Source organism: Pseudomonas sp. WP18, assembly GCF_036689585.1.
GTDB lineage: Bacteria > Pseudomonadota > Gammaproteobacteria > Pseudomonadales > Pseudomonadaceae > Aquipseudomonas > Aquipseudomonas chlororaphis_E.
This window is the reverse complement of record NZ_CP144758.1, coordinates 5,545,315-5,565,195: the sequence shown is the minus strand read 5'-3', so window position 1 is coordinate 5,565,195 and position 19,881 is coordinate 5,545,315. Positions and strand designations below refer to the sequence as shown.

Here is a 19,881-nt window from a genome sequence, read left to right as displayed (position 1 = left end):
CCACGCGTTGGCCGGAACTTGGCCGATACGCAGTCTGAAGGGTTGACCCCGTATCAGCTGCGTCGTTCGACGATATAGCGGGCCAGCTCACGCAACGGCTCGGCCGCCGCGTCAAAGGGTCGCAGCGCGGCCAGGGCCTGGTCGCGCAGCTCCAGGGCGTAGGCCTTGGCGGCATCGAGGCCGAGCAGGGCCGGGTAAGTCGGCTTGTCGCGGGCGATGTCGGCACCCTGGCGTTTGCCGAGGGTCTGGGTATCGCTTTCGACGTCGAGGATGTCGTCCTGCACCTGGAACGCCAGGCCGATGGCTCGGGCGTAGGCTTGCAAGGCGTGCAACTGCTCCGGCGTGGCCCGACCGCTGGCGAGGGCGCCCAGCTTGACGCTGGCCTCGATCAGCGCACCGGTCTTGTGCCGATGCATGTATTCCAGCGCGTCCTGGTCCAGTTTCAGGCCCACCGAACCGAGGTCGATGGCCTGGCCGCCGACCATGCCGGCAGGGCCCGCCGCCAGCGCCAGGGCACTGACCATGTCCAGGCGGATCTGCGCCGGGCAATCGCTCAGGGCGGGGTCGAGCAGGGCGCTGAAGGCCAGGCTCTGCAACCCGTCGCCGGCGAGAATCGCGCAGGCTTCGTCGAATTGCTTGTGCGTGGTGGGCTGGCCGCGACGCAGGTCGTCGTCGTCCATGGCCGGCAGATCATCGTGGACCAGCGAGTAGGCGTGGATCAGCTCCACCGCGCACGCCGCGCCGTTGGCCTGCCGAGCCTCGCCGCCCAGCGCTTCGCAGGCGGCATAGGCCAGCAGCGGGCGGACACGCTTGCCGCCGTTCATCACGCTGTAGCGCATGGCTTCGTACAACCGCGCCAGCTCCGGGCTCGGAGCGCTGAACAAGGTGTCCAATGCAGCATTGACCCGGGCCTGGCTGCTGGCCTGATAGGCGGCGATCATTCAGGCTGTTCCGCGTCGAAAGGCTCTTCGGTCAACTCGCCGTCGCGTTCGAGCAGCAATTGCACTTTCTGTTCGGCCTGGGCCAGCGCCGCCTGGCAGTCGCGAGTCAAGCCGATACCCTGCTCGAAGGCGGTCAGCGAGTCTTCCAGCGACAATTCGCCGTTCTCCAGCCGCTCGACCAGCGTTTGCAGGTCGGCCAGAGATTGTTCGAAATCCAGTGCTGCTTTTTTACGGGCCATGGCGGCGCTTCCGGTTGACTGTTAAACCGGCGCGACACTAGCAGACATGGGGGGGTGGGGCAAATCAGGGGGTGCGTGCTTCGCGCTCCGGCGGGGATGGATTCCCTTGCCGCGAAGGCGATCTCACGGCTCTGGGTAATTGATGTTGTATCGAGTGCTGCGCCCACCTCCTGGCAGGCGCTGCAGGCAACCTTTCTCCAGCAACTCCGCCAGGTGTCGGGTTGCCGTCGCCTTCGATACCTTGGCCACGGCCTGGTACTGAGCGGCGCTGATTCCCTGCTCGAAACCCCTTTCACCCCCATCGAGTAATCGGTTCAGTACCTTGGTCTGTTCTGGGGTGATTGCTGACGAGCGATGAGCTTGCCAGAACCGTGCCTTGCCCAGCACTCGCTCGATCTGCGACATGGCTTTTTGCAGGCTGCGCAACAGGGTCTGCAGGAACCAGATGAGCCAATCGGTAATGTCCAACGTGGCTTTCTGGCAGTGTTCAAGGACACGGTAATAGCCCGCGCGGTTGTCCAGGATGCTCACGGACATGGCGTGGAAACGAATCGCCTGGGGTTCGCCTTGGGCCAGTGCAAGGTCAGTAAGGGCACGGGTAAGGCGACCATTGCCATCATCGAACGGGTGCAGGGTGACAAACCAGAAGTGGGCGATTCCGGCACGCAGCAGAGGGTCGAGCCCAGCCTGGTGACGACTGGCCTCGAACCAGTTGATGAACGTTTGCAGTTGCTGTTCCAGGCCTTGTTGAGGCGGCGCTTCGAAATGAACGGTGGGGCGGTCCAGCCTGCCCGAAACCACTTGCATCGGTTCCTCGCCGCGCAACGCGCCGACGCGGATCTGCCGGTGAGTAAAAGCGGCCTGCTCAGGAAACAAGCACTCATGCCACTCCAGTAATCGCTCGACCGTCAGGGGGTGATTGAAATGTCGGGTTGCGTCCAGCAGCAGTTGTGCCAGACCTTCGCTGCGCGGGCTGACCGGATTGTCGTCAGCCCATTCGAGCCCCAGGCGCCGGGCCAGGGACGAGCGTACCGACCCTACGTTCAGTTGTTCGCCTTCGATGGCCGACGAGGTCACGATGTTTTGCAGCAGCGCATCCAGCTCGTTCTGCGCGTTGAGCGAGGTCGTGACGGCACCGGTCATGCCCAGCAGTTGGCCTTGGGCTTGCACGCATTCACGTAGCAAGGGCGCCAATGCTTCGGGCTGCCAGCGAAAGTCGGGCCAATCGGGCTGTTGCCAAATCCAGTGAGGTGTCATGAGTCTGTCCAGGCAGTGATGAGCCGAATAGTAACGCTATTCGGCTCATTTTGTGAGCCGAATAGGACGGCTAATCGGCTCACGCATTGCTCAGTCCGTGATTTCCCACACAGAATCGCGCGTTCCCCGATTGTGAATCATTGGCCGAGTCGCTAACCTTCGCGCCATCTACAGCCCCCGTATGGCGGGCTTTCGGACGAAACCTGATAAATGATAAAAAATGCGCCGGGGAAGGGCGCCAGGTTGCGTTGTGCATGGCAGGAGGCATACATGCGTTTTCCTACACTGTTGATCGCGTTAGTGGTCGCACCCTTGGCGTGGGCGCAGCCTTCGGCGCAGATGTCCGAGCCGGTGGGCGGCTGGCGCTACAGTGGCCTGCTCGATCGCACGGAAAATCCCCAGGTTGCCTACCCCACGCCCCCCATCGACCGGGGCGTGCAGCGCAATCGCACGATGATCGAAGGCCAGATCAAGGCCATGGGCACGATGCGCCAACCCCACAGCCTGGCGGTCAACGGCAATCCACTGAACCTCTATACCGACGACGAAGGGCGTTTCGCCCGGCCGTATGCGTTTGGCGCCGGTTCCAACAGCGTCGAAGTGCGCAGTTCCGAGGGCCGGTCGCTCAAGCGGGTGCAGTTCTATGAAGCCAACAACCTGCGCACCCCGGCACAGATCCGGGTGGTGCTGGGTTGGGACGATCCCAAGGCCGAGCTGGATCTGCATATCGTCACACCGGACGGCCAACATGCATTCTTCGGCCAGCCTGCGCTGAGCAACGGCGGCGGCCTGGACCCGGATGGCGTCGATGGCCCCGGCCCGGAAATGTTCACCATGACCGCGCCGATGCACGGCACCTACCTGGTCTACGTGAACTATTGGGGCAACTACGGCAGCGGTGGCTACAACTTCGATGAAGGCAGCAACCAGAACGAGGTGATCACCTCGCAGATCAACCTGGTGCTCAACGAAAACACCGTCGACGAAAAACGCGAGACCTTTGTCGTGCCCCTGCGCGCCATTGGCGATCTGCTGCTGGTCAAGACTTTCAACTACTAATTCCGCTCCACGGATGAACAGGCCCTTGTGAATATGAGCGACAACACTGCTTCCCCGACCACTGCGACAGCTGTCGCTAAACCTGCGCGTCGCTGGCCGGCGTTGCTGATCGGGCTGTGCCTGGTGGCCGGTGTAGCCGCCGGGTTGGGCTGGTTCATGCACAAGCCCAAGGCGCCGCCCACGGCGCTGGCCCTGGAGAAACTCGGCCTGAGCCGCCCCGACGGCTTGCTCGAGGCCCATTCCCTGAGCCAGTTGCCCAAGGACCTGCTGGCGGTGCCGTTCCTCAAGGCCACGCTCACCGAAGACTTCGTCTTCTACTACGAAGCCCACGCCGACCGCCTCGGCCTGATCGGCAGCCTGCGCCGGATCATCTACGAGCATGACCTGAAGTTGCAGGACAGCCTGATCGAGGAACTGTTCGACCAGCCGGCCGATGTCGCGCTGTGGCGTGGGGCCGATGGTCGCCTCAAGGATTTCCTGCTGGTGATGGACCGCGGTGGCTTGGCCAAGGTGCTGGAGCCGCTGGCCAAGGTTGCCCTGGACGATACGCAACTGAGCAAACTCAGCGACCTGCGGGTCGGCGGCGACGATGTCGCGCTCTATCAACTGACCTACAACGCCAGCAAGTCCCTGGTCTTCGCCTCCCATGGCGACAAGCTGGTGGTGCTGTCCAACCCGACCAAGCTCTACGACCCGGCCAACGGCCCATCGGAGGAGCGCGGCAGTGTGTCGACCACCGCCCTGGCGGCCCTGCTCAACGGCGACAAACTCTTCCCCGAAGCCTTCGGTCTGCCGGCCAAGGCACCGGAGGTCAAGCAACGCATTTCGGTCAACGCCAGCGTACTCGCCATGGGTTACCAGCGGTTCATCCCGAATTTCGCCGGGCTGCGCTTCGACATGGACGACAAGGGCTGGCACAGCTTCCTGGCCATGGACGAACTGGAAAACCAGCCAGACTTCGACTTCAAGCCGATCTGGCAAGCCATGCCCATGGGCGCCAGCGCCTGCGTGACCTTGCCCCTGGCGGCTGCGCCCCAGAAGCCGCTGCTGGTAAAACTTGGCGCCGATGAAAAGGCCGCCCAGGCCATGATCGACCACGTGACCGGCGCGGCCGGCCTGTGCTGGTACGCCGATTCGCGTCTTTACACGCCGTTGCTGGTGGCGAGCCTGAACGAAGACGACGGCAAGCTCGACGCCGACCTGGGCCAGTTGTTCGGTTCGATGGTGGGCGCCTACGAAAACAATGTCGCTGAGCACGCCTTCCCGGTGGTCGAGAAGCAGGAAGGCGCGATGCACCAGTGGCAACGGCAGGTGAGTTCCAACTTCGGTCCTTACCTGGCCAAGGATTCGCTGCAACCGGACGCCATCACCGGCAAGGCGTTCATGCGGGTCAGCCTGGCGCGCCACGGGTCGACGCTGTTGTTTTCCCTGGACGACAAACTAGTGGACAAGGCCCTCGGCACCCTCGACAAGCGCTTCCCGCCGATGGCTGACGTGGTGCCCAAGGACCTGCTGATGCCGATCTATTTCGGCCCGGACTCCATCGCGCAGTTGATGCAGCACGAAACCCTCGACAGCCTGCCCCAGGACATGGAGCCGGTGTTCTACAACGCCGCGCAAACCTATCTGATTCCGAAGCTGCGCACCCTCGGTGGCTACGGCAAGTACGCCCTGACGTTGCCGGCCGGCAGTGAGCCGGACGGTCACTGGCAATGGCTGCCGCTGGAATGGAAAGCGCTGTGACCGCACGGATGCGCAATCCCCGGTCGTGGGTGTTGCTGCTGGCGCTGTTGCTGGCGGGGCAGGCGTTCGCGCTCGAGACGCCGGCGCTGGATGTGGAGCAGTCCAAGGTCTTTCGGGCCTGGTTCGTGCGCATCGCCCAGGAGCAACTGACCCGGGGCCCGAGCCCGCGCTGGTACCAGCAGGATTGTGCCGGGCTGGTGCGTTTTGCCGCCAACGAGGCGCTGAAGGTCCACGACGACAAATGGCTGCGCAGCAATGGCCTGTCCAACCGCTACCTGCCACCTGAGCTGCCGTTGAGCGATGCGCAGCGCCGCCTCGCCCAGCAATGGCAGCAGGGCGGCGGCAAGGTCGGCCCTTACGTCAACGCCATCAAGCTGATCCAGTTCAACAGTCGCCTGGTGGGGCGCGATGTCGCCCAGGCCCGCCCCGGCGACCTGATGTTCTTCGACCAGGGCGACGACCAGCACCTGATGATCTGGATGGGCCGCTACATCGCCTATCACACCGGCACCACCACCCCTACCGACAACGGCATGCGCTCCGCAAGCCTGCAACAACTCATGAACTGGAAGGACACCCGATGGATACCCGACGCAGCCAACCCCAACTTCATCGGCGTCTATCGACTCAACTTTCTCTCCCAATGACCGGTGCCCGCATGCTGCGCTTGTGTTCGAAACTACCCCTGTTGTTTGCCTTGTTGTTGGCACCTGTCGTCAACGCCGAAGACACGGTGGAGCCCAGCGGCTACACGCCCGTGTCCGGCGAGAGCTTCTTCCTGCTGGCCGACAGCAGTTTCGCCAGCGACGAACAGGCCATGGTTCGCCTCGAAGCGCCGGGCCGCGACTACCGCCGGTTCCGCATGGAGCCCTATGGCGGTGCCGACATCCGCGTCTATCGTATCGACAAGCCGCTGGATTTCCTCAAGCGCCAGAAAAACCTGCACCGCGTGGTCAGTGATGGTCAGTTCAAGGGCGAAGGCTTGTCGAACACCCTCGCGTACCTGTGGGACAACTGGTATCGCAAGTCTCGCCGGGTGATGCAGCGGGCGTTCTCCTACGAGTCTCGCCAGCAAGTGACCGAAGAAGTGCCGGAGCTGAAGATCGGCGACGCCCTGGTCGCGCCGACGCCGTACGACGCACCGGCCCAGTTTGCCTTGATCCCGGGACTGCCGGTGGTCAGCCAGTTCCGTTACCCGCTGTGGCAAGCCAAGCCGATCCAGCCGCCTGCCGGGGTCAACCTGGCAGGCTCGTCCAGTGAGTTCGTCAGCGTCGCCCCGGGCAACGTCTACGTGCCGCTGGGCCAATTGAAACCAGGCCTGTACCTGGTGGAAGCGCTGATCGGCAAGTACCGGGCCACCACCATGGTCTTCGTTTCCAACACCGTGGCGGTGAGCAAGATCGCCGGCGACGAACTGCTGGTCTGGGCCGCGCGCAAGCATGAAGGGCGCTCGGTGCCCAAGGTCAACGTGCTGTGGACCGACGGCCTGGGCGTGATGAGCAGCGGTGCCACCGACGAGGATGGCTTGCTGCGCCTCAAGCACGTGAGCCCGGAGCGTTCGTTCGTCATTGGCGAGGACGAGGAGGGCGGGGTCTTCGTTTCGGAAAACTTCTACTACGACAGCGAAATCTACGACACCAAGCTCTACGCCTTCACGGACCGGCCGCTGTACCGCCCGGGGGATTGGGTGTCGCTGAAGATCGTCGGTCGTGAGTTCAAGAACGCCCGTGATTCGGTGCAGCCGACGGCCGCCGACGTCAACGTCAGCGTGCTGGATGCCACCGGCACCGCCTTGCAGACCCTGGCCCTGAAGCTCGATTCCAAGGCCGGGACCCAAGGCCGCTTCCAACTGCCGGAAAACGCCGTCGCCGGTGGTTATGAGCTGCGCTTCAGCTACAAGGACCAGCTCTACAGCAGCGCCTTCCGTGTGGCCGAATACATCAAGCCGCACTTCGAGATCGCCCTGAACCTGGCCAAGCAGGACTACCGCACGGGCGAACCGGTCAAGGGCAACCTCGTGTTGCTGTACCCGGACGGCAAGCCGGTGGTCAATGCCAAGGTCAGCCTGAGCCTGCGCGCCCAGCAACTGTCGATGGTGGACAACGAGCTGCAATACCTGGGGCAATTCCCGGTAGAACTGACCAGCAGCGAAGTCACCACCGATGACAAGGGCAACGCGACCCTCGACCTGCCGGCCGCCGACAAGCCGAGCCGCTACACCCTCACCGTATTCGCCAGCGATGGCGCGGCGTATCGGGTCAAGACCACCAAGGAAATCCTGATCGACCGCGGCGCGGCGAACTTCAGCCTGGGCGCCCGCCAGCGTTTCAGTGCGGTCGGCGAGAAGGTCGCGTTCAGCTACGCCAACGTAGGTGGCAGCGAGCAAAGCAAAGCCGTGACACCGGGCAGCTACGCCTGGGTGCGCCTGGAAGACCAGAGCACCGGCGACGGCAAGCTGACGGCCAAGGACAAAGGCTTCAGCCTGACCTTCGACCGGCCCGGTACCTACAACCTGACCCTCAAGGACGAACACGGCCGGGTCATCGGCGCCACCGCCCATGCGGTGACGGGCGACGGCATCAAGGCCGTGCCGGGCACTGTCGAGATCGTCCTCGATAAAGCCGAGTACAAGACCGGCGACGAAGCCCTGGCATTGATCACGTTCCCTGAGCCGGTCAGCGATGCGCTGCTGTCCCTGGAACGTGACAAGGTCGAGGCCACGGCGCTGCTGTCCAAGGGCGGCGACTGGCTGAAGATGGAAAAGCTCAGCGAGACCCAGTATCGCGCGCGCATCCCGGTCAAGGACGCCTTTGCGCCGAACATGACGTTCTCGGTGCTCTACACCAAGGGTGGCCAGTACAGCTTCCAGAACGCCGGTCTGAAGGTGGTCACGCCGCAGATCGACGTCGCCGTCGTCACCGACAAGACTAGCTACCGGCCGGGCGATACGGTCACCGTTGACCTGAGCACCCAGTTCGCCGGCAAGGCGATCCCGGCGCACCTGACGGTCAGCGTGGTGGACGAAATGGTCTACGCCCTGCAGCCGGAAGTGGCGCCGACCATCGACCAGTTCTTCTACCACCCGCGGCGCAACAACGTACGCACCAGCGCCAGCCTGTCGTTCATCAGCTACGACGTGGCATTGCCGGGCAGCCCAGGCGCACCGGGCAAGGCCAACCGCAGCGAGCGTGGCGTCAAGGTGCTGGAGCGCCCGCGTCGTGAAGACGTCGACACCGCTGCCTGGCAGCCGGAGCTGGTCACCGATGCCAGCGGCAAGGCCCGTTTCACCTTCAAGATGCCGGACTCCCTGACCCGCTGGCGCATCACTGCCCGGGCCATCGCCGACGATGGCCAGGTGGGCCAGAAGAAACAATTCATCGCTTCGGAAAAACCTCTGTACCTGAAGTGGAGCGGCCCGACCCGCTTCCGCGCGGGCGACAAGCCGCAATTGGGCCTGTTCGCCTTCAGTCAGTCGGAGAAACCGTTGAAGGCCGAGTTGTTGATCCGTTACGCCGGCGCTGAACAACGGCTGGTGGCGGAACTGAAGAAAGGCATCAACTACGTGGCGCTGCCGGCCATGGAACTGAGCAACGGCGACCTGAGTGTCCAATTGCAATTGAACGGCGAGACGCAGGACGCCCTGGCCGTGAACCTGAACGCCAGTGGCAGCGGTTGGCAAGTGACCCAGGGCCAGCGCGTCGATGTGGCGGGCGGCGATACCCCGCTGAACCTGCCGGCCGACGCCAGCGATATCCGCCTGCGCCTGGACGACAGTCCGCAAGCGCTGTTCCGGTCGGCCCTGGACGATCTGCTGGGCTACCCCTATGGCGGCGTCGAACAGACGGCCAGCCAATTGCTGCCGTTGAGCATCGCGTACCCGAGCCTGGCGTCGAGCCCCCAGACCCGTGACCGCTTGCGCCTGATCATGCAAAACAGTCGCCTGCGCCTGGTGCAGATGGCCGGGCCGTCGGCGAGCTTCACCTGGTGGGGCCAGGACGGTGAGCCGGATGCATTCCTGACCGCTTATGCCTATTACGCCGACTGGTACGCCAGCAAGGCCCTGGACATCAGCCTGCCGCCGGAACACTGGCAGCGCGTGCTGGAGGTCTACGCCAAGCAGGCCGGTGATACGCCGCTGTTGCAGCGGGCGCTGATCCTGTCGTTCGCCAAGCAGATGCAACTGCCGGTGAACACCTTGCTCAGCGGCCTGATGGACGACTTGGCCAAGGCCCGTGGCGCGGGTGCCGACAGCGTGATGGACGGCGGTGAAGACAGCCTGGTCATGAACGCGCCGGATTCGGCCCTGGGCCTGGCGAGCGCCCGCGTCTTGGCCGCGTCCCTGGCCAGGCAGCTGAAAATGCCGTCGCCAGAGGCGTTCAATCGCCAGGTGGACGCTGCGCAGCAGCAACTGGCGGTCAGTTCCGCACCGTTTGCTGAGGCACTGGTGCTGTCGCTGCAAGCCTTTGACCCTGCTCGCGCCAAGGCCTTGCTGGAGCGAGTACTGCCACAACAGTCGACCCTGGAACGGGCCCTGGTTTTGAGCTGGCTGCAACGCAGCATCGAGCAGGCCGCGCCGGCGGTCACGCTGACGCCGGGTGACGGTTGGAAAGCCCGACAAGGCGCCACCGGTGAAACCTACTGGCAATGGCAGGGCGCGCAGGTTCCGACCTCGCTGGCCCTCAACGGTGCCCAGGAACGTCCGCTGCAAGCAGCCCTGAGCTTCCAGAGCCAGCAACCGCCCGTGGCATCGATGGCCGTCTCGATCACCCGTCGCCTGTCACGCCTGGTGCCGGGCGACGAAGCGTTCACCTTCAAGCTCGAACCGGTGGGCAACAAACCGTTGTCCAGCGACAGCCTGTACCTGGACGAAGTGATCATCAACAGCAAGGCGCCGACACCGCTGCGCTACGGCATGCTCGAAGTGCCGCTGCCGCCGGGCGCCGATGTGGAGCGCACCACTTGGGGCATCCAATTGGTGGGCAAGGCCGACAGCGAACCGACGGCCCTGGAAAAGGCGCGCTTCGAGCCGGGCCAGATGGCCTACGCGGTGCCGGTGGATGCCCTCAGTGGCGAGTTGCGCTTGCGTCATCTGGTGCGCTTCTCCCAGAAAGGCCAGTTCAACCTGCCGCCGGTGCGCTTCACCCAGGTCTACGCGCCGCAGAATCAGGCGCGGGAACAGAAACCGGCGCTCGGTCAGGTCACGGTCAACTGACATGCGCAGGCGGCTGGCCTGGTGTCTGTTGTGCTTGATTCCTGCGCTGGCAACGGCGCAGGACGAGCCGCTGCGCCTGGCCTTCGACGGCCAACTGCTGCGGGTGAGCCCGGCGCAGGTGCTGGATCGCCAGCCGCTGCCCGACACCTTGCAGGCACCGTTGGGCAGCCTGTGGAAACTATTCGTCTACGCCTGGCTGGTGGACACCAATGCTCGCGAGCCGGCCTATGCCTGTCGCGGTGAATCGAAGGAAGAAGTCTATTGCTGCAATGCCGGGCAGAGCATCGGTCGCGACCAGGCCCTGGTGAAGTCTTGCGGCTTGTACTTCGAGCCACAGCGGCTCGGGCTCTCGGCGGCCAACTGGCGTGACTACTGGCAAGCCCGCCAGGCGCCGGCCTGGCTGCTGGACCTGCCGACCCTGCAACCCCAGACCCAAGTGCCGGTCGCCGAGCTGCTCAAGGCCCTGGCTTCCTTACCGGCCCAGGATCAGGCGCGCCGGGTGCTGCTGGACGTGGTGCTCAACGCGGCGGACGGCCGGCTGGTGGGCGAGTTGGGCAGTCGCCTGCGGGTCAAGACCTGGAGCTGGCTGGGCGACCAGGGCCCTGCATCGCGCCAGGGCGGTTTCGCCGGTTGGCTGGTGGACGGCACGCCCGTCTGGGCCGGTGGGCGTGGCACCAGCCAGCAGGTCCTGAAGGTCTATGGCGAGGGGTTGGCGGCGGCGCTGCCGTCCCGCTGGCCGGCGGAAACCGGGCGCTGCGTGGAGGTGGGCCTGTTTGCCCGCTATCCATTGCAGCGGGTGCTGTCCGGCGACCGTCCGGCCACACCGGGGCAACTGCGAGGTGATTACCGGGTCGAGTTCGCCAACGGCAACCAACTGGATATCCACAGCGATGGCGAACTGTTCCTGACGCCCGGCAAGCTGGTCGCGCGACTGGATCGGGAGGAGTACGTCGCCCGGGTTCTGCAACGCGAAGCCAAGGCTGAACCCGCCGAGGCCGCCAAGGCGCTGGCCGTGGCGATCCGCACCTACCTGCTGCAGAACGCCCAGCGCCATGGCGACTGCCTGAGCATTGACGACAGCAGCCACCGCCAGCGTGTCGCGCCTCGCCCGGCCGCCCCTGAAACCCGGGCCATCGCAGCCTGGACCAGCGACCTGGTGCTGGCCGGCACCGACGTGACCTATCACTCCGACCAGGCCGGCCCGGACAAATTGTCCTGGCTGCAAGCGGTGGAGCAAGCCAACGCCGGCCAGCGCTACGACGCCATCCTGTTGCACGCCTACCCCCGCGCCAGCCTCAGCCGCTGGGACAATCCGGTGGCGTCCTGCGAGGCGCTGCCCGCGGCCCAGGACTGGCTGCTGAAACAGCGGCGGGGCTGGCGTTCGCGCCTGGAAAGCGAAGTCGGCTACAACGAGATCAGCACCTTCGCCGTCTGCCGCGTTGCCTTCGGCCGGCCTTATGTCGACCGCGAGCGCCAGCGCATCTACGTGCGCGGCGTGCTGTCGCTGCAAGACCGCCTCGACCTGACACATGAATACCTGCACCTGGCCTTTGAAGCACATCCCAACGGCCAGGACGAAGACTATATCGAAGGGCTCGCCCGTCACCTCTTGCTGGAATAGACCATGACACTCCGTTATCCACAGGTCTTGCTGTTGCTCTGCGCCCTGACCGCGTTGCCATCGACCTACGCCGCCGACCCCGTCAAGCTCGATACCCCGATCGGCGGCTGGCGCAGCGGCGCGCCGGGCGGTGACGGCGAAAACTACAGCCAGGTCGTCAACTACCCGGCCTCGTCGGTCAATACGCCCCAGGGGCAGGCCGCCACCGCGCGCATCACCGGCCAGATCGCCGCGGCGCCCAAGGGCGAGCGCGAGCCGGGCAAGCTCATCGTCAACGGCGTGAGCATGCCGCTCAAGCTCGACCCTGAAGGCCGCTTCGACCGGCCGTTCTCCTTCCCCAATGGCAGCAACAGCGTCGAAGTGCGCAGCCCCGATGGCCAACATCGCCATCGCACGCAGTTTCTCCACACCAGCGGCGGCGCCAGCCCGGCCAAGCTGCGGGTGCTGTTGACCTGGGACAGCGACGGCACCGACCTGGACCTGCACCTCGTCACGCCCGACGGAGCGCACATCTGGTACGGCGACCGCGTGGCCCCCAATGGCGCGGCCCTCGACGTCGACGTCACCACCGGCTATGGCCCGGAAATCTTCTCGATGCCTGCACCGATCAAGGGCCAGTACCTGGTGTACGTGAACTACTACGGCGGCGGTTACCGTGATATCGCCGACGAGAACGAAGGTGAAGAGGGCGGGGAAAGCGGCGGCACCGAAGCGGTGCAAGCCCTGACCACCGCGCAGGTGACGGTGATCACCGAGGAAGGCACGCCGAGCGAAAAAATCGAGACCTTCGTGGTGCCGATGAGGGCGGTGGGCGAGCTGACGTTGGTCAAGAGTTTCAGTTATCCGTAGGGCCTCCTTGTGGGAGCGGGCTTGCTCGCGAAAGCGGTGCAACAGCTGCCAAGGCGTTGGTTGGCCTGACGCCTTCGCGAGCAAGCTCGCTCCCACAGGGTGTTTCAATGGCTGTGCGCAGGTGTGAAAAATCTCACGCGTGAGCTATTGAGGGTTGTGAACGTTACCTGTAGTGTTTCTCACGCGTGAGTTTTTCACAGTGGGGTCAGCACCATGCCAAACAGCTCTCCAGCAGATTCGGCGAGCGACGCAGAGCGCTCCAAGCCTGCCGCGAAAAAACCGTCGAGCTTCTACATGAAGCAGATGCGCGCGGGCCTGAGTGCCGCCGGGTATGTGAAACATGAAACTTGGGTGCTTCCGGAAAACCGGAGCCTGCTCAAGCAGATGGAGAAACAGCTACGTCAGCCGATTCTGGCGGGCTCAATCATGACGGAGGATTACATGAGCGCAGGTAACAACTGGAACATCGATCGCCTCTACAGCGTCTTGCAGGCACTGGATGAAGTGGTTGCCAATGAAATCACCCTCTCCCTCGTCCAAGGCTCCGAGTCCAGCATCAAGCTGGAGATGAACGACTTCGGGGGCCTGCCCATCTACATCGCGGTGGTGGGCGACCAGATCATCGTCGATACCGTCCTGGTGGACATCGAGTCGATCAACGACGTAACGGCCTTCAACGACGCCGTCCTGCGCAGTCGGGAAATGTTCCCGCTGTCCTCGATCGGCATCGAGACCATGCCCAACGGGCAAGTCGTCTACAACATGTTTGGTGCGCTGAGCGCAGGGTCCAACCTGACCAACGTCGTCACCGAGGTCAAGACCCTGGTCGACAACGTCCAGCGTGCCAGCGAAGCCTTCGAACGCTTCTTCATCTAATTCGCCGACAGGAACCTATCCAATGACTCAGTCCATCTGGAGCAAATTGTTCACCGCGCTGCGTGGCGGTGCCAGCGAAGTCGGCGAAGCGATCGTCGATCAACAGGCCCTGCGCATCCTCGATCAGGAAATCCGCGACGCCGACACCGCGCTGGCCAACGCCCGGCGCGAGCTGGTCACCATCATGGCCAAGCACAAGCTGGCGACCGACCGTGTCGGCGAATACAACGCCAAGATCAAGGACCTGGAGTCCAAGGCCCTGGCCGCGATCCAGGCCAACCGTGAAGACTTGGCGCTGGAAGTGGCCGAGGCCATTTCGACCCTGACCAACGAACTGGACGTCGAGCAGAAGCAGGCGGCCGAATTCGGTGGCTATGCCGAGAACATGCGCAAGGACATCACCAAGGCCGAAAGCCGGATCAAGAGCCTGCGCCAGCAAGTGGACATGGCCAAGGCCCGGGAAAGCGTGCAGAAGGCCCAGGTCAGTGCCTCCATCGCCAGCGGCGGTGCCAACGGCAAGCTGGAAACCGCCGTCGGCACGTTGAATCGCCTGCAAGCCAAGCAGCAGCAGCGTGCGGCTGAGCTGCAAGCCCAGGACGAACTGGCCGATGCCTCCACCGGCACCGACCTGGAGCGCAAGCTGCGCGAGGCCGGCATCACCCCGAACGAAGGCAGCGCCAATGCGATCCTGGAACGCCTGAAGAAAAAATCGGCGGAGTAATCTGTTCGGGCTGAACAACCAAGGCAGGCCGAGCACAAAACCTGTGGCGAGGGAGCTTGCTCCCGCTGGACTGCGCGGCAGTCCCATTCTTTGGGGCTGCTTCGCGCCCCAGCGGGAGCCAGCTCCCTCGCCACAATCGTGTCCGGCGCTCCTGGATGTAATTGTGACGCAGTACTTTTATCCACGCTTCGCAACAGGTTTAATGCTGTCCGGTCACTACGCTCAGGCATTCACCCGCCAGCGCGATGACGTCGCCAGGAATCAGCCCCACGGAGTCAGGGACACGATGTCTATTTTCCTTTTATTGCGTGCCTACGCATCGTCGTTCTTCCAGCGCTTCGGCTGGGCCGGCCTGGTCATGGCCGTGGGCGTGCACCTGGCCACGGCCTGGATCGGCCTGGTGTTGCTGGGCGAGCAGCACCTGATCGCCGCCGCCACGTTTATCTATTTCTATCTCACCACCACGCTCACCGTCGGCTACGGCGACCTGTCGCCACAGACCGCGGCGGGGCGGATTTTCGTTGCGACCTGGGTCATGCTCGGCGGCATCGCGCTGCTGACGGCGGCCATCGGCAAGACCACCAGCAGCGTCATCGATGTATGGAGAAAAGGCATGAAGGGCAAGGGCGATTTCACCGGCACCGTCGGACACACCGTTCTCATCGGCTGGGAAGGGGCCTCCAGCGAGCGGGTCATTGAGTTGCTGCTGCAGGACGAAACGTCCAACGACAACCTGATCGTCATTTGCGACTGCGACCTCGAAGAAAACCCCATGCCCGGCCAGGCGTCCTTCATCAAGGGCGATAGCCTGTCCTCCGTCGCACTGTTGCGGCGCGCCGGCGTGCCCGGTGCCGAGCGCGTCCTGGTCCGCACCCACTCCGACGACCTGACCCTCGCCACGGTGCTGGCGGTCAACCAGCTCGGCCCGGCCGGGCATGTGGTCGCCCACTTCAACGACAGCGAAATCGCCGCCCTCGCCAGCGCCTACGCGCCCAGCCTGGAATGCACGTCGAGCATGGCGATTGAAATGCTGGTGCGCGCCTCCCAGGACCCGGGCTCGTCCGTGATCATCAACGAGTTGCTGTGCGTGGGCCAGGGCGCCACCCAGTACCTGATGAAACTGCCCGAACGTTTCGAAACCACGTTCGGCGAGCTGTACACGCGGATGAAAGAGCAACATAACGCTACGCTGATCGGTTACCGCGCCATCGGTGCCCAGCACCCGTCGATCAACCCGCCCGGCGCCACGCGCGTCGAGGGTGGCGAACTCTTCTACATTGCTTCCACACGTCTCAAGGACATCTCCAATGGGATGGTTTAAACAGTTGATGGGGCTCGAAGCCCCGAACGCGAACAGCAACACCACAAGCGCGGCCCTGCCTGCCAACGGGCCGCTGGGGTTGGCCTGCGGCAAGGGCGTGATGTTCGACAGCACGCTGAAGTTGCTGCTCGACGGCAACAGCGCCGTGATCATCCCAGGCGCCCAGGAAATCTGGAGCATGGGCGTCGTCGACCTGGGTCAGTCGAACTGGCTGGCGCGTTTCTACATGAACGACGAAGACTACTGGCTGCAAGTGCACACCAGTGGCGCGGTGGATGGGCAGGTCGAATCGGTGATCCTGTTCAACTACGTAAGCTACGTCACGGTTAACAGCGAAGCCGAGCTGCGTCGGTTGGCCGGCCCCCAGAGCTTGATCGGCCTGCCGACCTACACCCATGACGGCGTCGAATACACCCGCGAATGGGGCACCGAGGACGGCCAGACCGAGCTGGTGGCGTTGAGCGAACGCGTGAGCAACCCGGATGAGTCCTACACCGTCGAGCACCGTTCGATGCTGTACGCCCGCGACACCGGCCTGACGGATCGTCGCGAGTTCCTGTTGTTCTCCGTCGAGGAAGACGCCGAAGGGACGATCAGCCTGAGTACTTCGCTGGGCATTTCGCTGTACACCACAGACCTGCACACCATTTGAATAAGGAAGACGTCCATGTTTGAAGCACTCTCCATTTCCCTGAACAAAGCCGCCGTGTTCGGCTTCGTTCTGTACATCCTCGGCGCCGCCGTGTTGTTCGCGCTGTTCCAGTTCATCTACATCCACGTCACGCCGCACAAGGAGTTCGAACTGATCCGCTCGGGTAACGTGGCCGCCGCCATCGCCCTGGGTGGCGCGCTCATCGGCTTCGCCATCCCGGCCAGTAATGTGATTGCCTACTCGGTCAGCCTGCTCGATTTCATCGTCTGGGCAGTGATAGCCGCGTTCGTCCAGTTGCTGGCCTTCCTGGTGACCAGCCTGGTGCTCAAGGGCGCTTCAGCGCGCATCAAGCAGGGCGAAATCGCCGCTGGTATTTACATCGCCGCGGTGGCCATCAGCGTCGGCCTGTTGAACGCCGCGTGCATGACGCCTTCCACGAACTGATTGCGCCAGGAGCCTGCGATGAAACGAAGCAAGTACGTTCAGCTTTCGCTGGCCGCATCGGTCGCCATGGCGATATCCGGTTGCGGGCCGACGGAAAAAACCTACCAGTTGCAGAAAAAATACAACTTCCAGTCCGTGCAACAGTGTGTCGATGAAAAGCTGCCGGTGGATGTCTGTTCCGACGCCTTCATGAACGCCATGGCCGAGCATCGCCGCATTGCGCCGGTGTACGACAACCGCGCCGATTGCGATGCCGACTTCGTCGCCGACTGGTGCCAGCTGGACTCGAACGGCAAGTTCATCCCCAAGCTGGGCGGTTTCGAGTTGAGCGCCGATGGCGAGGTCACCCAATCCCAGGTGGACGCGGCCAGGGCCCAACTGCCAGCCTCGGAAGCGAACACGGGCGGCTCGGGCTTCAGTAACCTGCTGACCGGGCTGTTGATCGGCAACATGCTGAGCAGCAACCGCAACAGCTATTACTCCGAGCCGGTCTACCGCTACCGCGATGATCGCGGTGACTACGGGTCCTCGACGCTGTCCCAGCGGGTTTCCAGGGGCTCGACCTTCACCAAGTCCAACCAGGCGCGCTACGGCGGCTACACCGATTCGATTCGCACCAGCAAGCCGATTTCCGTGGCGTCCTCCACCTCCCGTGGCGGCTTCGGCAGCAAGGCCAGCGCCCGCAGCGGGTGGGGCGGTTCGAGCTCCGGCGGCTGAGGAGCGAAGGTCATGAAGAAGATCCATTGCGTCGAGCGGCATGACTGGAAGCAGACGGCCGAGCGTCTCGGCTTTCTGTTCCACACCATCGACGGCGAACCCTACTGGGACGAAAGCGCGTACTACCAGTTCACGCTCAAACAGATCGAGGACGACCTCGAAGACCCCACCACCGAGCTCCATGACATGTGCATGGACCTTGTCGCCCGCGTGGTGCAGAGCGAGCAAATGCTGGAGCGCCTGAGCATTCCCCCGGCGTTTTTCGACATGGTCCGCACGTCATGGCTCGAAGGCCATCCGCACCTGTATGGGCGCATGGATTTCTCCTACAACGGCAATGGCCCCGCCAAGCTGCTGGAGCTCAACTACGACACGCCGACCAGCCTCTACGAGGCGGCGGCGTTCCAGTGGGGCTGGCTGGAGCAATGCATCGAGCGCGGCCTGCTGCCCCAGCATGTCGACCAGTTCAACAGCATCGACACCAAGCTGCACCAGGCGTTTGCCCAATTGCAGCTCACCCAGCCGTTCTACTTTGCCTCGATGAAGGATTCGGTCGAGGACAAGGGCACCACCGATTACTTGCGCCTCATTGCGGAGGCCGTCGGCATCGAGTCGCGGCACATCGACATCGAAGACATCGGCCTGAACAGTGAAGGCCGTTTCGTCGACTTGCAGGAGCGTCGGATTCCCCATCTGTTCAAGCTGCACGCCTGGGAATTCATCTTCCACGAGCCTTTTGGCGCGGCGATCGCCCAGAGTGACACGCAGTTTTTCGAACCGGCCTGGAAATCGATCATTTCCAACAAGGGCATCCTGCCGCTGCTGTGGGAGTTCAACAAAGGCCACCCGAACCTGCTCGAGTCCCACCTGGACCCCAACCCCGGCACCCCTGTGCCCAAGGGCTGGGTGCGCAAGCCGTTCTTTTCCCGGGAAGGCGCCAACATTGAACTGCAGACGGCCGATGGCCTGGTGGTCAAGGAAGACGGCCCCTACACCGACGCACCGTTCATCCTCCAGCAGCTCGCGCCCCTGCCGCGCTTCGGCGACAGCTACACGCTGATCGGCTCCTGGGTCATCGGCGACCAGGCGGCCGGCATTGGCGTGCGCGAAGACAACAGCCTGATCACCAAGGATTCCAGCCGGTTCTTGCCGCACCTGATTCTGGATTGATTGCCGCAGCGTGAAGTGCAACGGAGCTTTTGTGGGAGCGGGCTCGCTCGCGAAGACGATGTGACAAGCAACATCAATGTTGACTGTACCGCCGCCTTCGCGAGCAAGCCCGCTCTCACAGATTGCTCAAGTCCACCAGTACCGCACCAGGTGAAAGAAGATTGGCGCGGCAAAACACACCGAGTCCAACCGGTCGAGCATGCCGCCGTGGCCTTCGATCATGTGGCCCCAGTCCTTGACGCCGCGGTCGCGCTTGATCGCCGACATGACGATGCCGCCGGCAAAGCCCAGCAGGTTGATCAGCAACGCGATCAGGAACGACTGCCAGGGATTGAACGGGGTGATCCACCACAGCGCGCCACCGATCAGCGAAGCCAGGAAGATCCCGCCGGCAAAGCCCTCGACGGTTTTCGACGGGGACAGGTTGGGGGCGATCTTGTGCTTGCCGAACAGCTTGCCACACACGTACTGCAGCACATCCGACAGTTGCACCACGATCACCAGGTACGCGATCAGTAACAGGTTGCGGCCTTCGAAACCGGCGATGTCCAGGGTCAGCAGCGCCGGCACGAACGAGATGCAGAACACCGCGATCATCAACCCCCACTGCACCTTGGAAGCGCGCTCCAGAAAGTGCGTGCTGTCGCCACCCAGGGACGCCAGGATCGGCAGCAGCAGGAACACGTAGACCGGGATGAAAATCGAAAACAGCCCGTACCAGTCGTAGTAGATCAACAGGTATTGCAGCGGCAGCGCCAGGTAGAACGCGGCCACCAGCGCCGGGTAGTCACTGCGCCGGGTCGGCGTCAGGGTGAGGAATTCGCGCAGGGCGTAGAACGACACGGCATAGAACAACAGGATCACCGCCGCATTGCCGAGCCAGAACGCGACGCCGATCACCAGCACCATGATCCACCAGGCGTTGATCCGCGCGTTGAGGTTGTCGATGACCGAGTTCGGCGTGCCGCGGGTCTTGAGCTTGAGAATGAAACCGATCAGCGAAGCCAGCACCAGGATGGCGCCAATCCCGCTGAACAACATCACGGTATATCGATCCAT

17 protein-coding genes are annotated in these 19,881 nt (G+C 63.6%); 13 read left to right on the top strand and 4 right to left on the bottom strand.

All coding sequences use genetic code 11. The features are described 5' to 3' along the window. Positions 1 to 53 precede the first annotated feature (53 nt). The 3 genes from ispA to V5F23_RS24770 all read right to left on the bottom strand — a co-directional run bounded on the left by ispA (position 54) and on the right by V5F23_RS24770 (position 2,437). Positions 54 to 941: a (2E,6E)-farnesyl diphosphate synthase gene (gene ispA, locus V5F23_RS24780; protein ID WP_042731667.1), complete on the bottom strand. Its 888-nt coding sequence runs from the start codon at positions 939 to 941 to the stop codon at positions 54 to 56. Then, entirely contained in the window at positions 938 to 1,180 is a 243-nt protein-coding gene (locus V5F23_RS24775) for an exodeoxyribonuclease VII small subunit (protein ID WP_003185917.1), read from the bottom strand. Before V5F23_RS24775 ends, ispA begins: the two co-directional genes overlap by 4 nt. Before the next feature lie 123 nt (positions 1,181 to 1,303). Further along, positions 1,304 to 2,437: a Fic family protein gene (locus tag V5F23_RS24770; RefSeq protein WP_212803071.1), complete on the bottom strand. Its 1,134-nt coding sequence runs from the start codon at positions 2,435 to 2,437 to the stop codon at positions 1,304 to 1,306. A gap of 270 nt (positions 2,438 to 2,707) precedes the next feature. Between V5F23_RS24770 and V5F23_RS24765 the strand changes: the two genes are divergently transcribed. The 13 genes from V5F23_RS24765 (at position 2,708) to V5F23_RS24705 (ending at position 18,822) form a co-directional block, all read left to right on the top strand. Beyond that, positions 2,708 to 3,496 carry a DUF2135 domain-containing protein gene (locus tag V5F23_RS24765; RefSeq protein ID WP_042731665.1) on the top strand — a complete coding sequence of 263 codons (789 nt, stop codon included), beginning with the start codon at positions 2,708 to 2,710 and terminating at the stop codon, positions 3,494 to 3,496. Positions 3,497 to 3,529: 33 nt separating this feature from the next. Continuing rightward, the gene (locus V5F23_RS24760) at positions 3,530 to 5,239 is read left to right on the top strand and encodes a DUF2138 domain-containing protein (RefSeq protein WP_338496873.1); all 1,710 of its coding nucleotides are present in this window, start codon (positions 3,530 to 3,532) and stop codon (positions 5,237 to 5,239) included. Positions 5,240 to 5,247: 8 nt separating this feature from the next. Beyond that, positions 5,248 to 5,886, top strand: coding sequence for a DUF1175 family protein (locus V5F23_RS24755; RefSeq protein ID WP_162489263.1), 639 nt, complete (start codon positions 5,248 to 5,250; stop codon positions 5,884 to 5,886). Then, positions 5,883 to 10,451, top strand: a complete 4,569-nt coding sequence (locus V5F23_RS24750) for an alpha-2-macroglobulin (protein WP_338498987.1) — start codon at positions 5,883 to 5,885, stop codon at positions 10,449 to 10,451. Before V5F23_RS24755 ends, V5F23_RS24750 begins: the two co-directional genes overlap by 4 nt. Position 10,452: 1 nt before the next feature. Next, positions 10,453 to 12,072, top strand: a complete 1,620-nt coding sequence (locus tag V5F23_RS24745; RefSeq protein WP_123579634.1) for a DUF2300 domain-containing protein — start codon at positions 10,453 to 10,455, stop codon at positions 12,070 to 12,072. 3 nt (positions 12,073 to 12,075) lie between these two features. After that, complete coding sequence (locus tag V5F23_RS24740; protein WP_042732431.1) at positions 12,076 to 12,921, top strand: DUF2135 domain-containing protein; 846 nt, start codon at positions 12,076 to 12,078, stop codon at positions 12,919 to 12,921. Between the two features lie 294 nt (positions 12,922 to 13,215). Next, positions 13,216 to 13,797 (top strand): YjfI family protein, encoded by a 582-nt coding sequence (locus V5F23_RS24735; protein WP_338496870.1) that lies wholly within the window; start codon positions 13,216 to 13,218, stop codon positions 13,795 to 13,797. 22 nt (positions 13,798 to 13,819) lie between these two features. Further along, entirely contained in the window at positions 13,820 to 14,518 is a 699-nt protein-coding gene (locus V5F23_RS24730; protein WP_042732433.1) for a PspA/IM30 family protein, read from the top strand. A 286-nt stretch (positions 14,519 to 14,804) separates the two neighbouring features. Then, the gene (locus V5F23_RS24725; RefSeq protein WP_042730578.1) at positions 14,805 to 15,839 is read left to right on the top strand and encodes an ion channel; all 1,035 of its coding nucleotides are present in this window, start codon (positions 14,805 to 14,807) and stop codon (positions 15,837 to 15,839) included. After that, positions 15,826 to 16,491 carry a DUF2491 family protein gene (locus tag V5F23_RS24720; RefSeq protein WP_212803068.1) on the top strand — a complete coding sequence of 222 codons (666 nt, stop codon included), beginning with the start codon at positions 15,826 to 15,828 and terminating at the stop codon, positions 16,489 to 16,491. The genes V5F23_RS24725 and V5F23_RS24720 overlap by 14 nt, the downstream gene beginning before the upstream one ends. 15 nt (positions 16,492 to 16,506) lie before the next feature. Beyond that, the gene (locus V5F23_RS24715; RefSeq protein WP_042730580.1) at positions 16,507 to 16,935 is read left to right on the top strand and encodes a DUF350 domain-containing protein; all 429 of its coding nucleotides are present in this window, start codon (positions 16,507 to 16,509) and stop codon (positions 16,933 to 16,935) included. Between the two features lie 18 nt (positions 16,936 to 16,953). Then, complete coding sequence (locus V5F23_RS24710) at positions 16,954 to 17,652, top strand: DUF1190 domain-containing protein (RefSeq protein WP_042730581.1); 699 nt, start codon at positions 16,954 to 16,956, stop codon at positions 17,650 to 17,652. Positions 17,653 to 17,664: 12 nt separating this feature from the next. Beyond that, on the top strand, positions 17,665 to 18,822 hold the full coding sequence (locus tag V5F23_RS24705; protein WP_338496866.1) for a glutathionylspermidine synthase family protein: 1,158 nt from the start codon (positions 17,665 to 17,667) through the stop codon (positions 18,820 to 18,822). Between the two features lie 126 nt (positions 18,823 to 18,948). Here V5F23_RS24705 and V5F23_RS24700 read toward each other — a convergent pair whose 3' ends face one another. After that, entirely contained in the window at positions 18,949 to 19,881 is a 933-nt protein-coding gene (locus V5F23_RS24700) for a phosphatidate cytidylyltransferase (RefSeq protein WP_042730583.1), read from the bottom strand.

Bases quoted from the DNA above. Each gene is read 5' to 3' on its own strand.
- ispA (WP_042731667.1), bottom strand. From the start codon at position 941: ATGATCGCCGCCTATCAGGCCAGCAGCCAGGCCCGGGTCAATGCTGCA.
- V5F23_RS24775 (WP_003185917.1), bottom strand. From the start codon at position 1,180: ATGGCCCGTAAAAAAGCAGCACTGGATTTCGAACAATCTCTGGCCGAC.
- V5F23_RS24770 (WP_212803071.1), bottom strand. From the start codon at position 2,437: ATGACACCTCACTGGATTTGGCAACAGCCCGATTGGCCCGACTTTCGC.
- V5F23_RS24765 (WP_042731665.1), top strand. From the start codon at position 2,708: ATGCGTTTTCCTACACTGTTGATCGCGTTAGTGGTCGCACCCTTGGCG.
- V5F23_RS24760 (WP_338496873.1), top strand. From the start codon at position 3,530: ATGAGCGACAACACTGCTTCCCCGACCACTGCGACAGCTGTCGCTAAA.
- V5F23_RS24755 (WP_162489263.1), top strand. From the start codon at position 5,248: ATGCGCAATCCCCGGTCGTGGGTGTTGCTGCTGGCGCTGTTGCTGGCG.
- V5F23_RS24750 (WP_338498987.1), top strand. From the start codon at position 5,883: ATGACCGGTGCCCGCATGCTGCGCTTGTGTTCGAAACTACCCCTGTTG.
- V5F23_RS24745 (WP_123579634.1), top strand. From the start codon at position 10,453: ATGCGCAGGCGGCTGGCCTGGTGTCTGTTGTGCTTGATTCCTGCGCTG.
- V5F23_RS24740 (WP_042732431.1), top strand. From the start codon at position 12,076: ATGACACTCCGTTATCCACAGGTCTTGCTGTTGCTCTGCGCCCTGACC.
- V5F23_RS24735 (WP_338496870.1), top strand. From the start codon at position 13,216: ATGAAGCAGATGCGCGCGGGCCTGAGTGCCGCCGGGTATGTGAAACAT.
- V5F23_RS24730 (WP_042732433.1), top strand. From the start codon at position 13,820: ATGACTCAGTCCATCTGGAGCAAATTGTTCACCGCGCTGCGTGGCGGT.
- V5F23_RS24725 (WP_042730578.1), top strand. From the start codon at position 14,805: ATGTCTATTTTCCTTTTATTGCGTGCCTACGCATCGTCGTTCTTCCAG.
- V5F23_RS24720 (WP_212803068.1), top strand. From the start codon at position 15,826: ATGGGATGGTTTAAACAGTTGATGGGGCTCGAAGCCCCGAACGCGAAC.
- V5F23_RS24715 (WP_042730580.1), top strand. From the start codon at position 16,507: ATGTTTGAAGCACTCTCCATTTCCCTGAACAAAGCCGCCGTGTTCGGC.
- V5F23_RS24710 (WP_042730581.1), top strand. From the start codon at position 16,954: ATGAAACGAAGCAAGTACGTTCAGCTTTCGCTGGCCGCATCGGTCGCC.
- V5F23_RS24705 (WP_338496866.1), top strand. From the start codon at position 17,665: ATGAAGAAGATCCATTGCGTCGAGCGGCATGACTGGAAGCAGACGGCC.
- V5F23_RS24700 (WP_042730583.1), bottom strand. From the start codon at position 19,881: ATGGATCGATATACCGTGATGTTGTTCAGCGGGATTGGCGCCATCCTG.